This is a genomic window from Aeromicrobium sp. IC_218 (genome assembly GCF_004336805.1).
In the GTDB taxonomy this organism is placed as follows: domain Bacteria; phylum Actinomycetota; class Actinomycetes; order Propionibacteriales; family Nocardioidaceae; genus Aeromicrobium.
In genome coordinates, this window is sequence record NZ_SJXM01000004.1 from 13187 (window position 1) to 31714 (window position 18528).

Annotated in this window: 17 protein-coding genes; 6 read left to right on the forward strand and 11 right to left on the reverse strand. The window is 72.0% G+C overall.

The window, feature by feature from the left end:
• Nucleotides 1-20: 20 nt before the first annotated feature.
• The 3 genes from E0W78_RS05950 to E0W78_RS05960 all read right to left on the reverse strand — a co-directional run bounded on the left by E0W78_RS05950 (nucleotide 21) and on the right by E0W78_RS05960 (nucleotide 5388).
• On the reverse strand, nucleotides 21-2651 hold the full coding sequence (locus tag E0W78_RS05950; protein ID WP_131402950.1) for a dipeptide ABC transporter ATP-binding protein: 2631 nt from the start codon (nucleotides 2649-2651) through the stop codon (nucleotides 21-23).
• A complete protein-coding gene (locus tag E0W78_RS05955; RefSeq protein ID WP_131402951.1) occupies nucleotides 2651-3730 on the reverse strand; it encodes an ABC transporter permease in 1080 nt (359 codons plus the stop codon). The genes E0W78_RS05950 and E0W78_RS05955 overlap by 1 nt, the downstream gene beginning before the upstream one ends.
• Before the next feature lie 71 nt (nucleotides 3731-3801).
• Nucleotides 3802-5388 (reverse strand): ABC transporter substrate-binding protein, encoded by a 1587-nt coding sequence (locus tag E0W78_RS05960; RefSeq protein ID WP_131402952.1) that lies wholly within the window; start codon nucleotides 5386-5388, stop codon nucleotides 3802-3804.
• A gap of 145 nt (nucleotides 5389-5533) precedes the next feature.
• Here E0W78_RS05960 and glyA point away from each other — a divergent pair, with 145 nt between their 5' ends.
• From glyA to E0W78_RS05975, 3 genes are read left to right on the forward strand one after another with little or no spacing between them, the layout of a single operon-like run.
• Nucleotides 5534-6808: a serine hydroxymethyltransferase gene (gene glyA / locus E0W78_RS05965; RefSeq protein WP_131402953.1), complete on the forward strand. Its 1275-nt coding sequence runs from the start codon at nucleotides 5534-5536 to the stop codon at nucleotides 6806-6808.
• 13 nt (nucleotides 6809-6821) lie between these two features.
• Nucleotides 6822-7616 carry an SURF1 family protein gene (locus E0W78_RS05970; RefSeq protein WP_131402954.1) on the forward strand — a complete coding sequence of 265 codons (795 nt, stop codon included), beginning with the start codon at nucleotides 6822-6824 and terminating at the stop codon, nucleotides 7614-7616.
• Entirely contained in the window at nucleotides 7613-7945 is a 333-nt protein-coding gene (locus tag E0W78_RS05975) for a DUF3817 domain-containing protein (protein WP_165570417.1), read from the forward strand. Before E0W78_RS05970 ends, E0W78_RS05975 begins: the two co-directional genes overlap by 4 nt.
• 9 nt (nucleotides 7946-7954) lie before the next feature.
• Here E0W78_RS05975 and E0W78_RS05980 read toward each other — a convergent pair whose 3' ends face one another.
• Together E0W78_RS05980 and E0W78_RS05985 are read right to left on the reverse strand one after the other, a co-directional pair.
• On the reverse strand, nucleotides 7955-8728 hold the full coding sequence (locus E0W78_RS05980) for an enoyl-CoA hydratase/isomerase family protein (protein WP_131402955.1): 774 nt from the start codon (nucleotides 8726-8728) through the stop codon (nucleotides 7955-7957).
• On the reverse strand, nucleotides 8725-9042 hold the full coding sequence (locus E0W78_RS05985) for a hypothetical protein (RefSeq protein ID WP_131402956.1): 318 nt from the start codon (nucleotides 9040-9042) through the stop codon (nucleotides 8725-8727). The genes E0W78_RS05980 and E0W78_RS05985 overlap by 4 nt, the downstream gene beginning before the upstream one ends.
• A gap of 110 nt (nucleotides 9043-9152) precedes the next feature.
• Here E0W78_RS05985 and E0W78_RS05990 point away from each other — a divergent pair, with 110 nt between their 5' ends.
• Both E0W78_RS05990 and E0W78_RS05995 read left to right on the forward strand, forming a co-directional pair.
• On the forward strand, nucleotides 9153-9677 hold the full coding sequence (locus E0W78_RS05990; protein ID WP_019144126.1) for a peptidylprolyl isomerase: 525 nt from the start codon (nucleotides 9153-9155) through the stop codon (nucleotides 9675-9677).
• On the forward strand, nucleotides 9674-10549 hold the full coding sequence (locus E0W78_RS05995) for a rhomboid family intramembrane serine protease (protein ID WP_131402957.1): 876 nt from the start codon (nucleotides 9674-9676) through the stop codon (nucleotides 10547-10549). The genes E0W78_RS05990 and E0W78_RS05995 overlap by 4 nt, the downstream gene beginning before the upstream one ends.
• A 187-nt stretch (nucleotides 10550-10736) precedes the next feature.
• Here E0W78_RS05995 and E0W78_RS06000 read toward each other — a convergent pair whose 3' ends face one another.
• The gene (locus tag E0W78_RS06000) at nucleotides 10737-11174 is read right to left on the reverse strand and encodes a cell division protein CrgA (protein ID WP_131402958.1); all 438 of its coding nucleotides are present in this window, start codon (nucleotides 11172-11174) and stop codon (nucleotides 10737-10739) included.
• A 95-nt stretch (nucleotides 11175-11269) separates the two neighbouring features.
• Between E0W78_RS06000 and E0W78_RS06005 the strand changes: the two genes are divergently transcribed.
• Nucleotides 11270-12010: a DUF881 domain-containing protein gene (locus E0W78_RS06005; RefSeq protein ID WP_165570418.1), complete on the forward strand. Its 741-nt coding sequence runs from the start codon at nucleotides 11270-11272 to the stop codon at nucleotides 12008-12010.
• Nucleotides 12011-12075: 65 nt separating this feature from the next.
• Here the strand turns inward: E0W78_RS06005 and pknB are convergent, their stop codons facing one another.
• Genes pknB through E0W78_RS06030 form a run of 5 tightly spaced genes read right to left on the reverse strand, consistent with a single transcriptional unit; the run spans nucleotide 12076 to nucleotide 18524 of the window.
• On the reverse strand, nucleotides 12076-13836 hold the full coding sequence (gene pknB / locus E0W78_RS06010) for a Stk1 family PASTA domain-containing Ser/Thr kinase (protein ID WP_131402960.1): 1761 nt from the start codon (nucleotides 13834-13836) through the stop codon (nucleotides 12076-12078).
• Between the two features lie 16 nt (nucleotides 13837-13852).
• Nucleotides 13853-15325 carry a penicillin-binding transpeptidase domain-containing protein gene (locus E0W78_RS06015; protein WP_131402961.1) on the reverse strand — a complete coding sequence of 491 codons (1473 nt, stop codon included), beginning with the start codon at nucleotides 15323-15325 and terminating at the stop codon, nucleotides 13853-13855.
• Nucleotides 15322-16716 (reverse strand): FtsW/RodA/SpoVE family cell cycle protein, encoded by a 1395-nt coding sequence (locus tag E0W78_RS06020; RefSeq protein ID WP_131402962.1) that lies wholly within the window; start codon nucleotides 16714-16716, stop codon nucleotides 15322-15324. Before E0W78_RS06020 ends, E0W78_RS06015 begins: the two co-directional genes overlap by 4 nt.
• On the reverse strand, nucleotides 16713-18035 hold the full coding sequence (locus E0W78_RS06025) for a protein phosphatase 2C domain-containing protein (RefSeq protein WP_131402963.1): 1323 nt from the start codon (nucleotides 18033-18035) through the stop codon (nucleotides 16713-16715). The genes E0W78_RS06020 and E0W78_RS06025 overlap by 4 nt, the downstream gene beginning before the upstream one ends.
• A gap of 6 nt (nucleotides 18036-18041) precedes the next feature.
• On the reverse strand, nucleotides 18042-18524 hold the full coding sequence (locus E0W78_RS06030; RefSeq protein WP_131402964.1) for an FHA domain-containing protein: 483 nt from the start codon (nucleotides 18522-18524) through the stop codon (nucleotides 18042-18044).
• Between the last annotated feature and the right edge of the window lie 4 nt (nucleotides 18525-18528).

Sequence of the window (18528 nt, forward strand, 5' to 3'; positions counted from 1 at the left end):
GCGCGCCGCGGCCCCGCGGGTCAGGCCTCCTCGACCAGGAGGGCGGCGTTCTCCGCCCGCCGGCGCTGCTGCTCGACCGGGTCGGGCACCGGCACGGCCGCCACGAGACGACGCGTGTAGTCCTCGGCCGGGGCGCCGAGCACCTGGGCGCGAGGCCCGACCTCGACCAGGCGTCCCTGCTGCATCACGGCGACCCGGTTGGCGAGCCGGTCCACGACCGCGAGGTCGTGGGTGATGAACAGGCAGGCGAAGCCGCGGCGCTGCTGCAGCTCGACGAACAGCTCCAGCACGCGCGCCTGCACCGAGACGTCCAGCGCGGACGTCGGCTCGTCGGCGATGAGCAGGTCCGGGTCGAGCGCGATCGCGCGAGCCAGGCTCACGCGCTGGCGCTGGCCGCCGGACAGCTCGTGCGGGTACCGCGCGGCGAACGCCGCCGGCAGCTCCACGTCCTCCAGCAGGGTGCGGACGCGCTGCTGCACCTCCGCGGCCGGCAGGTCGCGGTGGACGTGCAGCGGCTCGGCCAGCGTCTGGCCGATCGACAGCCGCGGGTTGAGCGAGGCGGCCGGGTCCTGGAAGACGAACCCGAAGCGCTCGCGCATCGGCCGCAGCTGGCGGTCCGACAGCCCGGAGACCGTCGTGCCGCTGACCCGGACCAGGCCGGACGTCGGCTGCTGCAGGCCCACGGTCGTGCGTCCGACCGTCGACTTGCCCGAGCCGGACTCGCCGACCAGGGCGAGCACCTCGCCGCGCCGGATGGTCAGGCTGACGTCGTCGACCGCGCGGAAGGCCGGCTCGCCGAGGCGTCCGGGGAACTCCACGACGAGGTTCTCGACCTCCAGCACGACGTCGGCCGACGCGTCGACCTCGCCGGGCCCGTCCTCGGCGCCCAGGTGCGGCACCGCGTCCAGCAGGCGGCGCGTGTACGGATGCTGCGGGGCGGCGAACAGCTCGTGCACCGGCGCCTGCTCGACGACCTGCCCGCGGTACATGACCACGACCCGGTCGGCGACGTCGGCGACGACGCCCATGTTGTGGGTGATGAGCACGATCGCCGTGCCGAGCCGGTCGCGCAGGCTCAGCAGCAGCTCCAGGATCGCCGCCTGCACGGTGACGTCCAGGGCGGTCGTCGGCTCGTCGGCGATGATCACGTCGGGGTCGCAGGCGATCGCCATGGCGATGACCACGCGCTGCTTCTGCCCGCCCGACAGCTGGTGCGGGTAGTAGTCGACGCGGCGGGCGGGGTCGGGCAGGCCGACCATCTCCAGCAGCTCGACCGCCCGGGCCCGCGCCTCCTTCTGGGAGACGTCGCGGTGCGCCCGGATGCCCTCGACGAGCTGGGCGCCCACCGTGTGCACCGGGTCCAGGGCCGTGGAGGGCTCCTGGAACACCATCGAGACCTGGTCGCCCCGGATCGGACGCAGGGCGCTGTCGGACAGGCCGATCAGCTCGGTCTGCTCGCCGTCACGGGTGAGCACGGCCGAGCCCTCGGCCGTCGCCGTCGCGGGCAGCAGGCCCATGACGGCGCGCGAGCTGACCGACTTGCCCGAGCCGGACTCGCCGACCACCGCCAGCACCTCGCCGGGAGCCACCTCGTACGAGACGCGGTCGACCGCTCTCACCGGTGCGCCGTCGGTGCGGAACGAGACCGACAGGCCCGACAGCGACAGGGCGGCGACGCGACGCTCGGTGTCGGCGGTCGTGGCGGTCGGCTCGACCGCCTGGGCCAGCTCCGGCTCGACCGCGGTGTCGCTGGCCTCGCCGCCGCGCGTGCGCAGCAGCGGGTTCATGACGTCGTTGAGGCTCTCGCCGACGAGCGTCACGCCCAGCACGACCAGCACGATGGCCAGGCCCGGGAACAGGCCGGTCCACCAGATGCCGTTGGACGCGTCCGACAGCGCCTTGTTGAGGTCGTAGCCCCACTCGGCCGCCGACGACGGCTCGATGCCGAAGCCGAGGAAGCCCAGGCCGGCCAGGGTGAGGATCGCCTCGGACGCGTTGAGCGTCGCGATGACCGGCAGCGTCTGGGCGACGTTGGCCAGCACGTGGCGCGACAGGATGCGCGGGGTGCGCACGCCGGTGACGCGGGCGGCGTCGACGTACGGCTCCACCTTGACCGCGACGGTCGCGTTGCGGATGACGCGGTAGTACTGCGGCACGAACACGACGGTGATCGAGATGGCCGCGGCCAAGATGCCGCCGAGCGCGCCGCTCGAGCCGCCGGAGACGACGATCGAGACGACGATCGCGAGCAGCAGCGACGGGAAGGCGTACAGCGCGTCCATGACGAGCAGCAGCGCGCGGTCGAGCGGGCCACCGAGGTAGCCCGACACCAGGCCCAGCGGGACGCCGATGAGCGAGGACAGGATGACCGCGACGACGATGACCTCGACGGCCGTGCGGGCGCCGTAGACGACCCGGGAGAACACGTCGGTGCCGCCGACGTTGGTGCCGAACCAGTGCGCCGCAGAGGGCGCCTGCTGGGTGCCGAACACCCCGCCGGCGTCGCGGTCGGCGTTGAAGTCGTACGGGGCGATCCAGGGCGCGAAGATCGCGACCAGCACGAAGGCGGCCACGATCACCAGGCCCAGGACGAGCATGAACCGCTGCAGGCCGTGCGAGTCGCGCACGACGCGGGGGACGGGCAGTCGCATCAGAACCTCACCCTCGGGTCGACGAGCGCCACGACCACGTCGATCAGGAAGCTGAAGACGCAGACGATGAGCGCGATGAGCGTGACGATGCCCTGCACCGCCAGGAAGTCGCGGCGGACCAGGTAGTCGGCCAGCTGCAGGCCCAGCCCGTCCCACTCGAAGGTGGTCTCGGTGAGCACGGCGCCGCCGAGCAGCATCGCGATCTGCAGGCCCATGACCGTCACGACGGGCACGAGCGCGTTGCGGAAGGCGTGCTTGTTGACGACGCGGCGCTCCTTGACGCCGCGCGCGCGGGCGGCGGTGACGTAGTCGGCCCGCAGCGTCTGGATCAGGTTCACCCGGATCAGGCGCAGGAAGACGCCGCCGGTGAGCAGGCCGAGGGCGACGGCGGGCAGCACGGCGTGCTGCAGCACGTCCCAGACGTACGCCGGGTCGCCCCACAGGATCGCGTCGACGAGCAGGATGTTGGTCTTGGGCTTCACGTCCTGCAGCGCGAGCTCGGTGGTGATCGAGGCGCGTCCGGAGGTCGGCCAGCCGAACGGCGAGACGGCCAGCTTGAGCAGCAGGCCGACGAAGAACACCGGCGCGGCGTAGAACAGGATCGCCAGCAGGCGCAGCACGACGTCGGGCAGCTGGTCGCGCTTGCGGGCGGCGAGCCGGCCCAGCGGGATGGCGACGGCGAAGGCGACGATGAGCGCGTAGATGCTGAGCTCGAGGGTCGCGGCGCCGTTCTTGACCAGGATCTCGGAGATCTCGCGGTTGTCGGTCAGGGTCGTGCCGAAGTCACCGTGCAGCAGGCCGGACAGGTACTCCCAGTACTGCTGCAGCAGCGGACGGTCCAGTCCGGCGGCGGCCTTGCGCTCGGCGATCTGCTCGGCGTTGAGCCGGCCGGCGTTGGCCGCCGTGACCGGGTCGCCGATGACGCGCATGAGCACGAAGACGGTGGTGACCAGCACCCACAGCATGGGGATGATCAGGGCGAGCCGGACGAGCAGGTAGCGCGCCAGCGGGGGGAGGCCGCCGCGTCGTGACGACGGGGCGGCAGGTGGGTCGCTCGGGGCGAGCACCTCGGTGGTCATGGAGTCCTCCAGGGGTGGGGTGGACGTGCGACGGGGCGGGACCGGATCGGTCCCGCCCCGTCACGGCCGCGTCACTTCGAGAGCGACGTGAACCGGAACTTGAACGACGCGTCGAGGGTGTCCTTGACGCCCTGGACGTCGTCGACGGCGATCGCGACCTGCGCGCCGGTGAGCAGCGGCAGGATCGGGACCTGGTCGGCGATGCGGTCCTGGATCTGGCCCAGGGTGGCCTCGCGCGACGACGCGTTGCTGTCGGTGCGCTGCTTGTCGAGCATCGCCGTCGTCGTGTCGTCCTCGTAGTGGGACTGCAGGAAGTTGTTCGGGCCGAAGAACGGCGTCAGGTAGTTGTCCGAGTCCGGGAAGTCCGGGAACCAGCCCAGCTGGTAGGCCGGGTAGGAGTCGGCGACGCGCTCCTCGCTGTAGGTCGTCCACTCGCTGGACTGCAGCGTGACCTTGAACAGGCCCGTCTCCTCGAGCTGACGCTTGACCGCGTTGTACTCCTCGGCCGAGTTCGAGCCGTAGTGGTCGGGGCTGTACTGCAGGCTCAGCGCGACCGGCGTCTTGACGCCCGCCTCGTCGAGGACCTTCTTGGCCGCGGCGGCGTCGGGCTTCTCGCCGTAGGCCTCCTTGAACGCCTCGTTGGCGCCCGGCAGGCCCTCGGGCACGGCCGACCACGCCGGCGTGTAGGTGCCCTTGTAGACCTGCTCGCTCAGCGCGGCGCGGTCGACGGAGTAGGCGGCGGCCTTGCGGACGGCGCTCTTCTGCGCCTCGTCGGCGCCCGGCATCGTCTTGAGGTTGAAGACGATGTAGCGCAGCTCGCCACCCGGGCCCTTGTGGACCGTGACGCCGTCGGCGTCCTCGAGGCTCTCGATGTCGGTCGGCGTCAGCGAGCGGTACGCGACGTCGATCTTCTTGTTCTCGATGTCGAGCTTCAGGTTGTTGGCGTCCTTGTAGTAGGACATCGTCACCGAGGCGGCCTTCGGCTTGCCGTAGGCGCCGTCGTAGTCGGCGTTCGCCTCGAACTGCGCGACCTCGTTCTTGCTGTACTTCGCGATCGTGTACGGGCCGGAGAAGCCGTTGGCCTTCACCGCCTCGTCGTCGCTGAGGACGCGGTCCTTCGGGTAGGTCTTCTCGTCGACGATCGGGCCGGCCGAGGTGACGAGCACCTGCGGGAAGGTCTGGTCGTTGGGCGACTTGAGGGTGAAGACGACCGTCGTGTCGTCCTTCGCCTCGACCTTGGCCATGTTGCCCAGCAGCGACGCGGGGCCGTTCGGGTCGTTGATGTCGACGATGCGCTGGTAGGAGAACGCCACGCTGTTGGCCGTCAGCGGGTTGCCGTTGGCGAACTTCAGGCCGTCCTTGATGGTGCACGTGTACTCGGTCGGCGTGCTGAAGTCGCACTTCTCCGCGGCGTCCGGGGTCAGCTCGGTGCTGCCGGCCGGGAAGTTGAGCAGGTACTGGTAGACCTGCGTCTGGACGTTCAGCGAGCCGTTGTCGTACGCGCCGGCCGGGTCGATCGAGACGACCTTGTCGGTCGTGCCGACGACGATGGCGTCGCCGGAGGACTCCTCGGAGTCGTTGCCCGCCCCGCACGCGGCCAGTGCCGCGGCAGCCAGGGCGGTCGCGGCGACGGCCGCCGCACCCCTACGAATACGCATGTGTTGCTCCTTGTTGTCTGGTCGCGCCATGGTGAGCGCGCACACACGCTACTCGTCGCGCGACGCAACCCCGGGGACATCGCCGTTGCAACTTGGTTACGAGCGGCGCTCGGAGCCCTCGGTCAGGCCCGATACCCTGGGAACCATGAGCCACGACGCGCACCTCGTCGACTTCGACCCCGAAGTCGCCCGCCTCATCGACGCCGAGCTGGACCGCCAGCAGACGACGCTCGAGATGATCGCCTCGGAGAACTTCGCCCCGGTCGCCGCCCTGGAGGCCCAGGGCAGCGTGCTGACGAACAAGTACGCCGAGGGCTACCCCGGTGCGCGCTACTACGGCGGCTGCGAGTTCGTCGACCAGATCGAGCAGATCGCCATCGACCGGCTCAAGCAGCTCTTCGACGCCCGTCACGCGAACGTCCAGCCGCACTCCGGCGCCCAGGCCAACGCCGCCGCGCTGCACGCCATCGCGCGCGCCGGCGACACGATCCTCGGCCTGGACCTGGCCAACGGCGGCCACCTGACGCACGGCATGAAGATCAACTTCTCCGGCCGGCTCTACAACGTCGTGCCGTACCACGTCGACGCCGACGGCATCGTCGACATGGACGAGGTCGCCACGCTCGCGCGCGAGCACCAGCCCAAGGTGATCATCGCCGGCTGGTCGGCCTACCCCCGCCAGCTCGACTTCGCCGCGTTCCGCGCGATCGCCGACGAGGTCGGCGCGATGCTGTGGGTCGACATGGCGCACTTCGCCGGCCTGGTGGCCACGGGGCTGCACCCCAGCCCGCTGCCCCACGCGCACGTGGTCACCACCACGACGCACAAGACGCTCGGCGGCCCGCGCGGCGGCGCGATCATGACCAACGACGACGCCGTCGCCAAGAAGATCCAGTCTGCGGTCTTCCCCGGCCAGCAGGGCGGCCCGCTCGAGCACGTCATCGCGGCCAAGGCCGTCGCGTTCAAGATGGCGCTGGAGCCGGGCTTCAAGGACCGTCAGGAGCGCACGATCGAGGGCGCCCGCATCCTGGCCGACCGGCTGCTCGCCGACGACGTGAAGGCGGCGGGCATCTCGGTGCTCAGCGGCGGCACGGACGTCCACCTGGTGCTGGTCGACCTGCGCGACTCGGTCTTCGACGGCCAGCAGGCCGAGGACCGCCTGCACGAGGTCGGCATCACCGTGAACCGCAACGCCGTCCCGAACGACCCGCGTCCGCCGAAGGTCACCTCCGGCCTGCGCATCGGCACGCCGGCGCTGGCCACGCGGGGCTTCGGCGCCGCCGAGTTCACCGAGGTCGCCGACATCATCGCCGCGGCGCTGCAGCCGGGCGACGTCGACGTCGCCGGCCTGCGCGCCCGGGTCACCGAGCTGGCCAAGCGCTTCCCGCTGTACGCCGACGTGGCGCCGTTCACCCGCTGAACCGTGTCCTGACGTGTCCTCCTCCTCGTCGTCCGCGCGCGACTGGCTGCGGCCGGGCGTCGCGGCGCTGACCCTGGTCGCGGTGGCCGGGCTGGTCTTCTGCGTCCTCATGGGCCGCTGGCAGATCGGCGTCTACACCGACGAGCAGGACGAGGCGCGTGCCGACCGGCAGGCGGCGGCGGCCGTCCCGCTCGCCGAGCTGTGGCAGCCCGGCGAGGCGTTCCACGACGACCTCGCCGACCGTTCGGTGACCGTGCGGGGCACGTTCACCGGCGACCAGTGGTGGGTCGAGGGCAAGGGCCAGGACGGCCGCGACGGCCTGTGGCTGCTGGCCACCCTGGACGTCACCGGGGAGGACGCGGCGCTCGCGGTCGTCCGCGGCTGGTCGCCCGAGGTCGCGCCCTACCCGGCGCTGCCCGCCGGCGAGACGACGCTCGAGGCGCTGCTGGAGCCCAGCGACAGCACCGAGTACGCCGAGCGCGAGGTCGACGGCACCACCGTCATCGCCAGCGTCCGCATCGCGGCGCTGCTCAACGAGCTGGACTACCCGCTGTACAGCGGGTACGCGCTGAACCGCACGCCGGAGGTCGCCGGCGGCCTCGACCTGGCCGAGGGGCCGGACGCCGAGGTCTCCTGGACGACCGGCCTGCAGAACCTGTCGTACGCCTGGCAGTGGTGGGCGTTCGCCGCGTTCGTCATCTTCATGTGGTGGCGCATGAGCCACGACGTCGTCGCGTCCCACCGGGCCCGACGCGCAACCGAGTCCGGCCCCACCGGGTCGGCCGAGCAGAGGGAAGTGGTCGCGTGAACGGCGGCTTGGAGCGCACCTACAGCGTGCTGGCCTGGATCGTGGGCTGCACGACGTTCTTCGTCGTGCTGGCCTTCGTGTTCCAGCTCAGCACCGACCCCACGTCGTGGTGGAACGTCAACGACGACGCGGTCAAGGTCGTCGACATGGTGCACGGCTGGCTGTTCATGGTGGTGCTCGTGCTCGTGGCGATCCTGTCGCGGCGCTACGGCTGGACCGTGGGCTTCACCCTGACCACGATGGTCCTGGCGACGCTGCCGGTCGTGAGCTTCTGGGCCGAGCGCCGGGCCACGCACGCGATGCGCGCGAAGGCCGCCACCACCGCCTGACGGATCCGCTCAGCGGCCGTGGAACGTGGCGTTCCCCGGCCCGTCCTGCAGGAACGACGCCATGCCGTGCTGCAGGTCGTCGGTGTCGAACAGCTCCGCGGCGATCGTCGTGACGTGCGCGTCGGCCTCGGCCACGCCGCCGGCCTCGACGTGGCGCAGGACCTGCTTGGCCGCGCCGAACGCCTTGGTCGGCCCGTCGGCGAAGCGCGCCGCGTAGGCCAGCGTCGCGGCCTCGAAGTCGTCGTCCTCCAGCACGCGGTTGACCACGCCCCAGCGCTCGAACGTCGCCGCGTCGTACAGGTCGCCGGTGAAGACGACCTCCTTCGCGCGGGCGGCGCCGGCGCGGGCCGCGAGCCGCTGCGTGCCGCCCATGGTCGGGGTGAGCCCGATGACCCGCTCGACCAGGCCGAACCGGGCCTTCGGGGTGGCGACCAGCAGGTCGCACGCGAGCGCGACCTCCAGCGCCCAGGTCAGGGTGAGGCCGTGCGCGGCGAACACGGTCGGCACCGGCAGCGCGGCGACGCGCAGCGGCAGCTCGATCATCCGGTCGTACAGCGCCTTGGTGGCCTCCTTGGTGCGCTGGGCGTGGAACTCCGAGACGTCCACCCCGCCGGAGACCACGCGGCCCCGCGCCCGGACGACGAGCACCCGGGGCAGGTCGGCCTCGACCTCGTCGAGCGCGGCGTCGAAGGCGTCGTGCAGCGCGCGCGAGTACAGGTTGACCGGCGGGGCCTCGACGGTCAGGACGGCGACGTCGCCCTCACGGGTCAGGGTCACGCTCATCGCTGCGTCCCGTCGACGTCGATCTCCTCGTCGTGCACGAGCTCCACGTGCGGCTCGTGCGGCACGACGTCGGGATCGTCCTGCCGCTCGTCGGGCACCGAGACGGCCGCCGTCGTGGGCGCCGGGTCGGCCGGCGCGGAGCGGCGCAGCTCGTCGTCGGTCGCGTCCGCGGGCACCTCGAGGGTGTCGTCGGCGACCGGCGGCACGTACGAGCCGCCCTGGTCGCGGGTGGCCTGCTTCAGGACGTACACCCCGACGCCCACCAGGACGAGCAGGAGCAGGCGGCGACGGCGGGGGGAGCGGGGCTTCGACATGGGGACACCGTAGCGAGCCCCCCGGACCGGGGCCGAGCGTCCGCGCCGCCGTCGCCGCGCCCGCGCGGGCCCGCGTGGGAGGATGGAGGTCCCACCGAGAGAGGACCCCCGTGGCCGAGCAGCTGATCGCGACCTTCAAGACCAACCACGGCGACATCGTCGTCGAGCTCTTCCCGAACCACGCCCCCGTCACCGTCGAGAACTTCGTCGGCCTGGCCGAGGGCACCAAGGAGTGGCGCGACCCCGCGACGGGCGAGACCCGCACCACCCCGCTGTACGAGGACCTCGAGTTCCACCGCATCATCGCCGACTTCATGCTCCAGGGCGGCGACCCGATCGGGAACGGCACCGGCGGCCCCGGCTACCAGTTCCAGGACGAGTTCCACCCCGAGCTGCAGTTCGACAAGCCGTACCTGCTGGCCATGGCCAACGCCGGGCCGGGCACGAACGGCTCGCAGTTCTTCATCACCCTTGTCCCCACGACGTGGCTGAACCGCAAGCACACGATCTTCGGCGAGGTCGCCGACGACGCCAGCCGCCAGGTCGTCGACGCGATCGGTGCGGTCAAGACCGACCGCTTCGACCGCCCGACCGAGCCGGTCGTCCTGCAGAAGATCGAGATCGAGCGACGATGAGCCAGCCGGCCGAGCCCACGGGCTCGACCTGCTACCGCCATCCCGGTCGCGAGGCGTACATCTCGTGCCAGCGCTGCGGGCGGACGATCTGCCCGGAGTGCATGCGCGAGGCGTCCGTGGGGTTCCAGTGCCCCGAGTGCGTGACCGAGGGCAGCCGCACCGTCCGCCGTCCGCGCACGATGGCGGGCGGCGCGGTGCGTCCGGGCCGCGAGAACGTCGTCACGATGACGATGATCGCGATCAACGTGCTGGCCTTCGTCGGCACGCTGGCCACCGGCGGCAACAACGGCACCCTCAACCAGTGGGGGGCGATGCTGAGCCTCTCGTCGTTCTCGCCCGAGAGCGGTGACCTGCTCACCGGCGTGGCCGACGGCGCCTGGTGGCGTCCGATCACGTCGGCGTTCCTGCACTTCGGCGTGCTGCACCTGCTGCTGAACATGTACGCGCTGTACCTGTTCGGGCCGATGGCCGAGCGGGCGCTGGGCACGCTGCGGTACGTGCTGACCTACCTGACCCTGGCGGTCGGCTCGTCGGTCGTCGTGTACTGGTTCTCCGACGAGCGGGCGCTGACCGCCGGCGCCTCGGGCGTCGTGTTCGGCCTGTTCGGCTTCGTCCTGGTGCTGCTGCTCAAGCTCGGCCAGGACGTGCGCGGGCTGCTGGTGCTGCTGGCGATCAACGCGTTCATCAGCCTCCAGGGCGGCATCAGCTGGCAGGCGCACCTGGGCGGCTTCGTCACCGGCGTGCTGCTGGCCGGCGTGCTGGCCGTCGCCCCCCGCCGCATCCGGCCGGCCGCCTACTGGGCGGCGCTGGCCCTGGTGTGGGCGGTGTGCGCGGTCGGCCTGGTCGTCCGCACCGCCCAGCTCACCGGCTGAGCGGTGGTCCCCAGGTCCGTCCCCAGCTGTGAATGACACCGGTGTCATTACCCACAGGCTTGTGCACACCTGGGCATAACCACACCGGTGTCATTCCCAGGGTCGTCCACAGGGGTGGACGGACGACGGCGGCGCAGGCGCGGATCATCCGCACCTGCGCCGCCGTCGTCGTGGGGGCGGGTCTTCGCTACTCCCACTTGGTGGCGAAGCCGAAGGCCGCCACGATGAAGCCCATGCCGATGACCAGGTTCCACTGGCCGAGGTCGGTGTAGACCGGGATGTCGTGCTCGGTGCCGCTGGTGACGTAGAAGACGACGATCCACAGCAGGCCGATCGCGGCCGAGCCGATCATGAGCGGGGCGGCCCAGCGGTTCGGGCCCGGCTTCGGCTCGCGGCGGGCCAGCAGCACCGCACCGACCAGCAGCAGCGCACCGATCAGGTAGTTCCAGGCGCCGAGGGCGGTGTAGGCCTCGATGTCCTTGATGCCGGGGATGCCGACGGCGTCGGACTTCGCGATCGGGTAGCCCACGAGCCACAGCAGGGCGACGACGCCCAGCGTGATCGCCAGACCGCGGCCCTCGGTGCGGCCGCGACGGGGCGTGTCGGTCGACTTCTTCTGTGCCACGGTGTCTTCCTCTGTGCGGAGTGCGCTGGATGCTCTCGGTTACCTTAGTCGGGCGGGCCACCGGGTCCGCGCAGGCGGTGCACGAGGAGGCACACGTGGGACGTCCCGCTCGCGGCGCGCGCCGGCACGGCCGGTCGTTCCCGGTCGCCGCCGTGGCCATCTTCGCGCTGTCCGGCCTGCTCTTCGCCACCGCGGCCGTGAACGCCCGCGGCTCGGACCTGCGGCCCGCCGGCGGCGACGTCCGCTCGCTGCTGGAGTCGCGCGCCGACCGGGTCAACGCCCAGCGGTCCGAGGCCGGCGACCTGCGCCGCGAGATCGAGGAGATCTCGGCCGAGGCCGGCGACGGGCGCACCGACGACACGCTCGACGAGATCGAGGACCTCGACGCCGTGACCGGCCTGAAGCCGGCCACCGGCGAGGGCGTGCGGGTCACGCTCGAGGACGCCCCGCGCCGGGTGGAGGTGCCGGGCCTGGACCCGAACTACCTCGTCGTGCACCAGCAGGACATCCAGGCCTACGTCAACGCGCTGTGGGCCGGCGGCGCCCGGGCGGTGACGCTCCAGGGCCAGCGGCTCATCTCCACCACCGGCATCCGCTGCGTCGGCAACACCGTCGTGCTCGACGGCATCCCGTACTCGCCGCCGTACGTCATCGAGGCGGTCGGGGAGCAGTGGAGCCTGCTGGCCGCGATCGAGGACTCGCCCGAGGCGAACGTCTACCGCGACTACGCCGACCGCTACGAGCTCGGGCTCGACGTCGAGCGCGTCCCGCTCGTCCGTGCGCCGGGCTACCAGGGCACGGTCGACCTGACCCACGCCCGCGCCATCAAGCCCTGAACGACGACGGCCCCGCCACCGTGTGAGGTGGCGGGGCCGTCGTGCGTCCGGCTGCGGGCTGCGGGCTACGGCGTCGGGACGTCGGGCAGGCCGTCGCCGTCCTCGTCGCCACCGTCGGTGGCCGGCGGCGGGGTCGTCTCCGGCGGGCGCGACACGGTCAGGGTGATCTCGGAGTCCGGCGAGACCTGCTGGCCCGAGCCGATCGACTGGGCGGTCACCTGACCGTCGGGCGCGGTGCCGTTGGGGTCGTCCTGGGTGCGGATCTTGGACCGGTCGAAGCCGGCGTCCACGAGCGTCTGGATGGCCTGCTCGAGCTGCTGGTTGACCACGTCGGGGACGTTGACCTGGCCCTTGGAGACCAGCAGTCGGACGGTGCTGCCCGGCTCGACCTGCTGGCCGGCGCCCGGGTCGGAGTTGACGACCTGGCCGCGCGGCGCGGAGTTGTCGATGAACTCACGCTCGGCCTTCAGGCCCTGCGCCTCGAGCTGCTTCTTGGCCTCGCCGTAGGACAGGCCCTGGAAGTCGCGCAGCGTGACCGGCGCCGGCCCGGTGCTGACCACGAGCGTCACGCCCGTGCCCTCCTCGACCTCCTGGCCGGCGGGCGGGTCGGTGGCGACGACGCTGCCCTCCTCGACGTCGTTGCTGGCCTGCTGGGTCTCGCCGGCGATGGTGAGGCCCTGGTTCTCCAGGACCGTCCTCGCCTCGGCGGCCGTCCGGCCGGTGACGTCCTCGATCTGCACGGTCTCGACCGGGGGCGGCGGGTCCTCCTCGGTCGCCTTGAAGATGCCCCAGCCGGCGAGCGCGAGCAGCACCACGGCGACGATGCCGATCGCCCACCACTTGCGCTGGCCGCCCTTCTCCTCGGGCTCGGCCTTGCGGGTGCCCGCCGGTGCGCCGACCGCGGGCGTGACGGCGGTGGCGGCCGGGATGGCCTGGGTCGCGCCGGCGAGCGCCGTGGCCGCCGGAGCGTCGACGGCCAGGCCGCGCTGGACGCGCTCGATGTCGGCCCGCATGTCGGCGGCGCTCTGGTAGCGGTCGTCCACGCGCTTGGCCAGGGCCCGCGCCACGACGTTGTCGACCGAGGCGCTGACGTCGGGGTTGAGCTGCGACGGAGGCTTGGCCTCCTCGCGGACGTGCTGGTAGGCCACCGACACGGGGCTCTCGCCGACGAACGGCGGACGTCCGGTGAGCAGCTCGTAGAGCACGCAGCCGGTGGAGTAGATGTCGCTGCGGGCGTCGACGGTCTCGCCACGGGCCTGCTCGGGCGACAGGTACTGGGCCGTGCCGATGACCGCGGCGGTCTGGGTCATGGCCGAGGACGCGTCGGCGATCGCCCGGGCGATGCCGAAGTCCATGACCTTGACCTGGCCGGTCGGCGTCAGCATGACGTTGGCCGGCTTGATGTCGCGGTGCACGATGCCGGCGCGGTGCGAGTAGTCCAGCGCCGACAGGATCTCGGCGGTGATGTCGAGCGCGCGCTGGGGCAGGATCTTGCGCCCGTCGCGCAGCACCTCGCGCAGCGTCTGGCCCTCGACGTACTCCATGACGATGTACGGGATCGGGTGCCCGTGCGGTCCCGGGGCCTCGCCGGTGTCGTAGACGGCGACGATGGCCGGGTGGTTCAACGACGCGGCCGACTGGGCCTCGCGACGGAAGCGCTCCTGGAACGTGTCGTCGGCGGCGAGGTCCGCGCGCAGCTGCTTGATCGCGACCGAACGACCCAGGCGCAGGTCGCGACCGAGGCGGACGTCGGCCATGCCGCCGCGGCCCAGGAGGGCGCCCAGCTCGTAGCGACCGCCGAGGCGGATGGGCTCGTCGTTGCTCATGCGTTCGTCTCCATCATCACTTGATCACCGCGTCCATGACCGATCGCGCGATGGGGCCGGCGAGCCGGCCTCCGGCGATCTCGGAGCGGCTGGTCCGGCTCGACTCGACGACGACCGCGACGGCGACCTGGCGGTCGCCCTTCGTGGCGTAGGAGACGAACCAGGCGTACGGGGGGCGGTCCTTGGTGGACTGGGCGGTGCCGGTCTTGCCGCCGACGGTGGCGCCGGAGATGCGGGCGGAGGTGGCGGTGCCCTCCTGGACGGTGCTCTCCATCATCGTGCGCAGCTTCGCGGCGTTGCCCTGCGACATCGCGCGGCCCAGGGACTCGGGCTCGGTTGGGCTTCCGGGCAGGACGCTGAGGTTCGGCGCCCGGCGGGTCTTGACGACGTAGGGCTCCATGACCTCGCCGTCGTTGGCGATCGCGGCGGCCACGGTGGCCATCTGGAGCGGGGTGGCGGCGACCTCGAACTGGCCGATGCCGCTCTGCGCCAGCTGGGACTGCTCCAGCTCGGTGCCCTCGGTGGTGAACCGGCTCTGCACCGCGGACACCTGGTCGCCGAGCTCGGTGCCGAAGCCGAACTTGGCCGCCTGCTCGGCGAGCCGGTCCTGGCCCAGCTTGTCGGCCAGCCAGCCGAAGCTGACGTTGCAGGACACGTTCAGCGCCTTCTCCAGCGTGATCGTGCTGCCGCCGCAGGTCGAGCCGCCCTCGTTGACCAGCTCGTAGGTCTGGCCCGGGAACGACAGCGAGCGTCCGGCCTTCACCTTGGAGCGCGGCTCGAGGTTGAGCTGCTCCAGGGCGGCGGCCGCCGTGACCAGCTTGAACGTCGAGCCGGGCGGCAGGATCTGGCGGGTGCCGCGGTTGAGCATCGGCTGGTCCTCGTCGGCCATCAGCTCCTCCATGCTGGCCTGCACGCTCGCCAGGTCGCTGGACGCCAGGAGGTTCGGGTCGTAGGACGGCTGGCTCGCCATGGCCAGGACGGCGCCGGTGCTGGGATCGAGCGCGACGACGGCGCCCTTGGCGCCGCGCCCGAGGTCGGCGAGACCGGCCGCGGCGGCCTTCTGCGCCGCCGCGTCGATGGTCAGCTCGACGCTGCCGCCCTGCGGCTGCTGGTTGCCCAGCAGGTCGCCGAGCCGGTCGACGAACAGGCTGTCGTCGCTGCCGGACAGGATCGAGTTCTCGGTGCGCTCGATGCCGGAGCGTCCGTACGTGTACGAGAAGAAGCCGGTCAGCGGGGCGTAGAGCTCGGGGTCGATGTAGCGGCGCTGGTACTCGAAGCGTCCGTCGGACTCGACGCTCTCGGCGATCGCCTCGCCGTCGACCAGGATCGGGCCGCGGTGGCGCGAGAACTCGGCGTCCAGCACGCGCCGGTTGCCCTCGCGGGCGTTGAGGTCCTCGGCCTGCACGAACTGCACGACGTTGACGTTCACCAGCAGGGCGGCGAACAGCACGAGGCAGAACACGGCCATGACGCGGATCGGTTTGTTCACGGCAGCCTCACCACCTGGGTGTCGCTGGACGCCAGCGACGCCGGGGACGGCGCCGGACGTCGGGTCTGGTCGCTGATGCGCAGCAGCAGCGCGATGATCAGCCAGTTCAGGACGATCGACGAGCCACCTTGCGCGAGGAACGGCGTGGTCAGGCCGGTCAGCGGGATGAGTCGCGTGACGCCGCCGACGACCACGAACACCTGCAGCGCGAAGGACACGGCCAGTCCGGCGGCGAGCAGCTTGCCGAACCCGTCGCGGCAGGTCAGCGCGATGCGCAGGCCGCGCTCGACGATGAGGCCGTAGATGAGCAGGATCGCCATGAGGCCGGTCAGGCCGAGCTCCTCGCCGAGCGAGGCGATGATGTAGTCCGAGAACGAGTACGGCGTCGTCTGCGGGCTGCCCTGGCCCCACCCGGTGCCCAGGATGCCGCCGTGCGCCAGGCCGAACAGGCCGGTCTTGACCTGGTAGCCGGCGTCACCGGTGAACGGGTCCAGCCACGCGTCGAAGCGCGTGCGGACGTGGCCGAACTGCCAGTAGCCGAGCGTGACGCCCGCGGTGACGAGCAGGGCGCCGACGACGAGCCAGCCCGGGCGCTCGGTGGCGATGTAGAGCATGACGACGAACAGGCCGAAGAACAGCACGGACGAGCCGAGGTCCTTCTGCAGCACCAGGACGCCGATGCTGATCAGCCAGGCGACCAGGATCGGGCCGAGGTCGCGTCCGCGCGGCAGGTCGATGCCCAGGAACCGGCGTCCGGCCAGGGCCAGCGCGTCGCGCTTCACGACCAGGTAGCCGGCGAAGAAGATCGCCAGGCAGACCTTGGCCGCCTCGCCGGGCTGGAAGCTGAACGGGCCGAGGTTGATCCAGATGCGGGCGCCGTTGATCTCGCGGCCCACGACGGGCAGCAGCGGCAGCACCAGCAGCACGATCGCGGCCAGGCCGAAGGAGTAGGTGAACGCCTGGAGCCGGCGGTGGTCGCGCAGCAGCGTGAGCGTCACGGCGAACGCGACCACGCCCAGCGTGGTCCAGACCAGCTGGCCGTTCGCGAACGCGGCGCGGTCGGGGTCGAGCGCCTGGCGGCCCACGTCGAGCCGGTAGATCATCGCCAGCCCGAGGCCGTTCAGCGCGATGACCAGCGGCAGCAGCACCGGGTCGGCGTACGGCGCGACGCGGCGCACGAGCAGCGTCGTGGCCACGGCGACGACGGCCAGGAAGCCGCCCAGCTTGAACGTGTCGGCCGGGATGGTGCCCTCGGTGCCCAGGCCGACCGCCGCGTAGGCGGCGACGCCGATCACGACGGCCATCATCGTCAGGACGAGCTCGGCGCCACGACGCTTGCGCGGCACCCAGGAGGCGTCGCGCTGGTTCCGTGCCGTGTCCCGAACGCTCATGGCCCGGGCTCCGTCGTCGGGGCCGTGGGCAGGTCGGGCGTCGCGCCGGTGGCAGGCGGCGTCGTGGTGCCCGGCGTCGGCGTGGGGCGCACGGCGAGCAGGTCGAGGTTCTCGACGATCGCCAGGGCGTTCTTGCGGCTGGTGGCCTCGATGCCGGCGCGGACGCGCGTCTGGCTGAACGCCGGCAGCATGTCGACCTCGATGTCGGTGCGCTCGTCGACCGAGCTCAGGTCGAGGCCGGGCAGGTCGACCTGGACGCCGCGGTACACGACCACGGTGTCGCCGTCGAGCGCGACGAAGTACTGGGTCTGCGTCCAGCGGTACCCGGCCACGGCGGCGCCCACGAGCACGAGCAGCACCAGGCCCACGAGCAGCAGGCGGCGCAGCCACCGCCCGCGGCGGGGCTCGCGCGGGGCGTAGCGCAGCTCCTCGGGGTCGTGCGAGGACGCCGAGGAGTCCGACCCGCCGGACGTGCGCGGGGCGGCGGCGCCGCCGGAGGTGGCGTGGCCCGTGCGCGGGCGGGGCTGCCCGGCCGCGGCGCCCACGAGCTGGGGACGTCCGTCGGCCGAGGCCAGCGTCTCGTCGGGCGCGGCGTCGTCCTCGACCATCTCGGCGATGACGACGGTGATGTTGTCGTGGCCGCCGGCCTCCAGCGCGAGCCGGACGAGCTCGGTCGCGGCGACGTCGATGGTCTCCAGCGCCAGGGTCTTCTCGATCGTGGCGTCGTCGACCATGTCCGACAGGCCGTCGCTGCACAGCAGGTAGCGGTCGCCGGGACGCGGCTCCACGAAGCTGAGGTCCGGGTCGTTGTCGTCACGGCCCAGCAGCGCGCGCAGGATGAGCGAGCGGTGCGGGTGGACGCGGGCCTCGGCCGGCGTCAGGCGTCCCTCGTCGACGAGCGACTGGACGAACGTGTGGTCGTCGCTGATCTGCTCCAGCACGCCGTCGCGCAGGCGATACGCCCGGGAGTCGCCGATGTGGGCCCAGGCGAACCGGTGGCCGTCCCACAACAGGGCCTCGAGCGTCGTGCCCATGCCCTCGACGGCCGGGTCGTCGGCGATGAGGTCGGCCAGCGCGTGGTTGGCGTTCGCGACGGCGCCGGCGAGCAGCTCGATCGGCTCGCCCTGCGCGTCGGTGCCGGCCTGGTCGAGCTTGCGGATCTCCTGGATCGTCGTGGACGACGCCAGGTCGCCGGCCGCCGCACCACCCATGCCGTCGGCGAGGGCCAGCAGGCGGGGGCTGGCGTAGCCGGAGTCCTGGTTGTCCGAGCGGCGACGGCCGGTGTCGGTGAGCGCGACGTAGCGATAGGTGAGGGCCACGAGCGACTACTTCCGCAGCTCGACGATGGTCTTGCCCAGCCGCACCTGGACGCCCGGCTCGATCGGCACGGGGGACGTGATGCGCTGGCTGCCCAGGTAGGTGCCGTTGGTGGAGCCGAGGTCCTCGACGAACCACTGCTCGCCGTTCGTGGCGAAGCGGGCGTGGCGGGTGGAGACGTAGTCGTCGTCCAGGCGGATGGCCGCGTCCGTGCCGCGGCCGAGCAGCACCGGGCCGTCGCCGAGCGGGACGCTCTGGCCGGCGTTCGGTCCCTCGACCACGTGCAGGTGGCTGGGGCGTCCGCGTCCGGCGCGCTTGGGCCGGCGGGTCTTCTCGGGCTTGGCCGCCGCAGGACGAGCGGCCGTCCGGGGACCGGCGGTCGCCTTGGTGCCGAAGATGTCCGAGCGCACGACGGACACCGCCGAGAGGACGAACAGCCACAGCACGGCCAGGAAGCCCAGCTTGATCAGGGTCAGCGTCAGCTCGGACACGCGA

Coding starts and splice junctions, on each gene's coding strand:
- glyA (WP_131402953.1), top strand. CDS start 5,534: ATGAGCCACGACGCGCACCTCGTCGACTTCGACCCCGAAGTCGCCCGC.
- pknB (WP_131402960.1), bottom strand. CDS start 13,836: ATGAGCAACGACGAGCCCATCCGCCTCGGCGGTCGCTACGAGCTGGGC.
- E0W78_RS05950 (WP_131402950.1), bottom strand. CDS start 2,651: ATGCGACTGCCCGTCCCCCGCGTCGTGCGCGACTCGCACGGCCTGCAG.
- E0W78_RS05995 (WP_131402957.1), top strand. CDS start 9,674: ATGAGCCAGCCGGCCGAGCCCACGGGCTCGACCTGCTACCGCCATCCC.
- E0W78_RS05960 (WP_131402952.1), bottom strand. CDS start 5,388: ATGCGTATTCGTAGGGGTGCGGCGGCCGTCGCCGCGACCGCCCTGGCT.
- E0W78_RS06020 (WP_131402962.1), bottom strand. CDS start 16,716: ATGAGCGTTCGGGACACGGCACGGAACCAGCGCGACGCCTCCTGGGTG.
- E0W78_RS05985 (WP_131402956.1), bottom strand. CDS start 9,042: ATGTCGAAGCCCCGCTCCCCCCGCCGTCGCCGCCTGCTCCTGCTCGTC.
- E0W78_RS05955 (WP_131402951.1), bottom strand. CDS start 3,730: ATGACCACCGAGGTGCTCGCCCCGAGCGACCCACCTGCCGCCCCGTCG.
- E0W78_RS05980 (WP_131402955.1), bottom strand. CDS start 8,728: ATGAGCGTGACCCTGACCCGTGAGGGCGACGTCGCCGTCCTGACCGTC.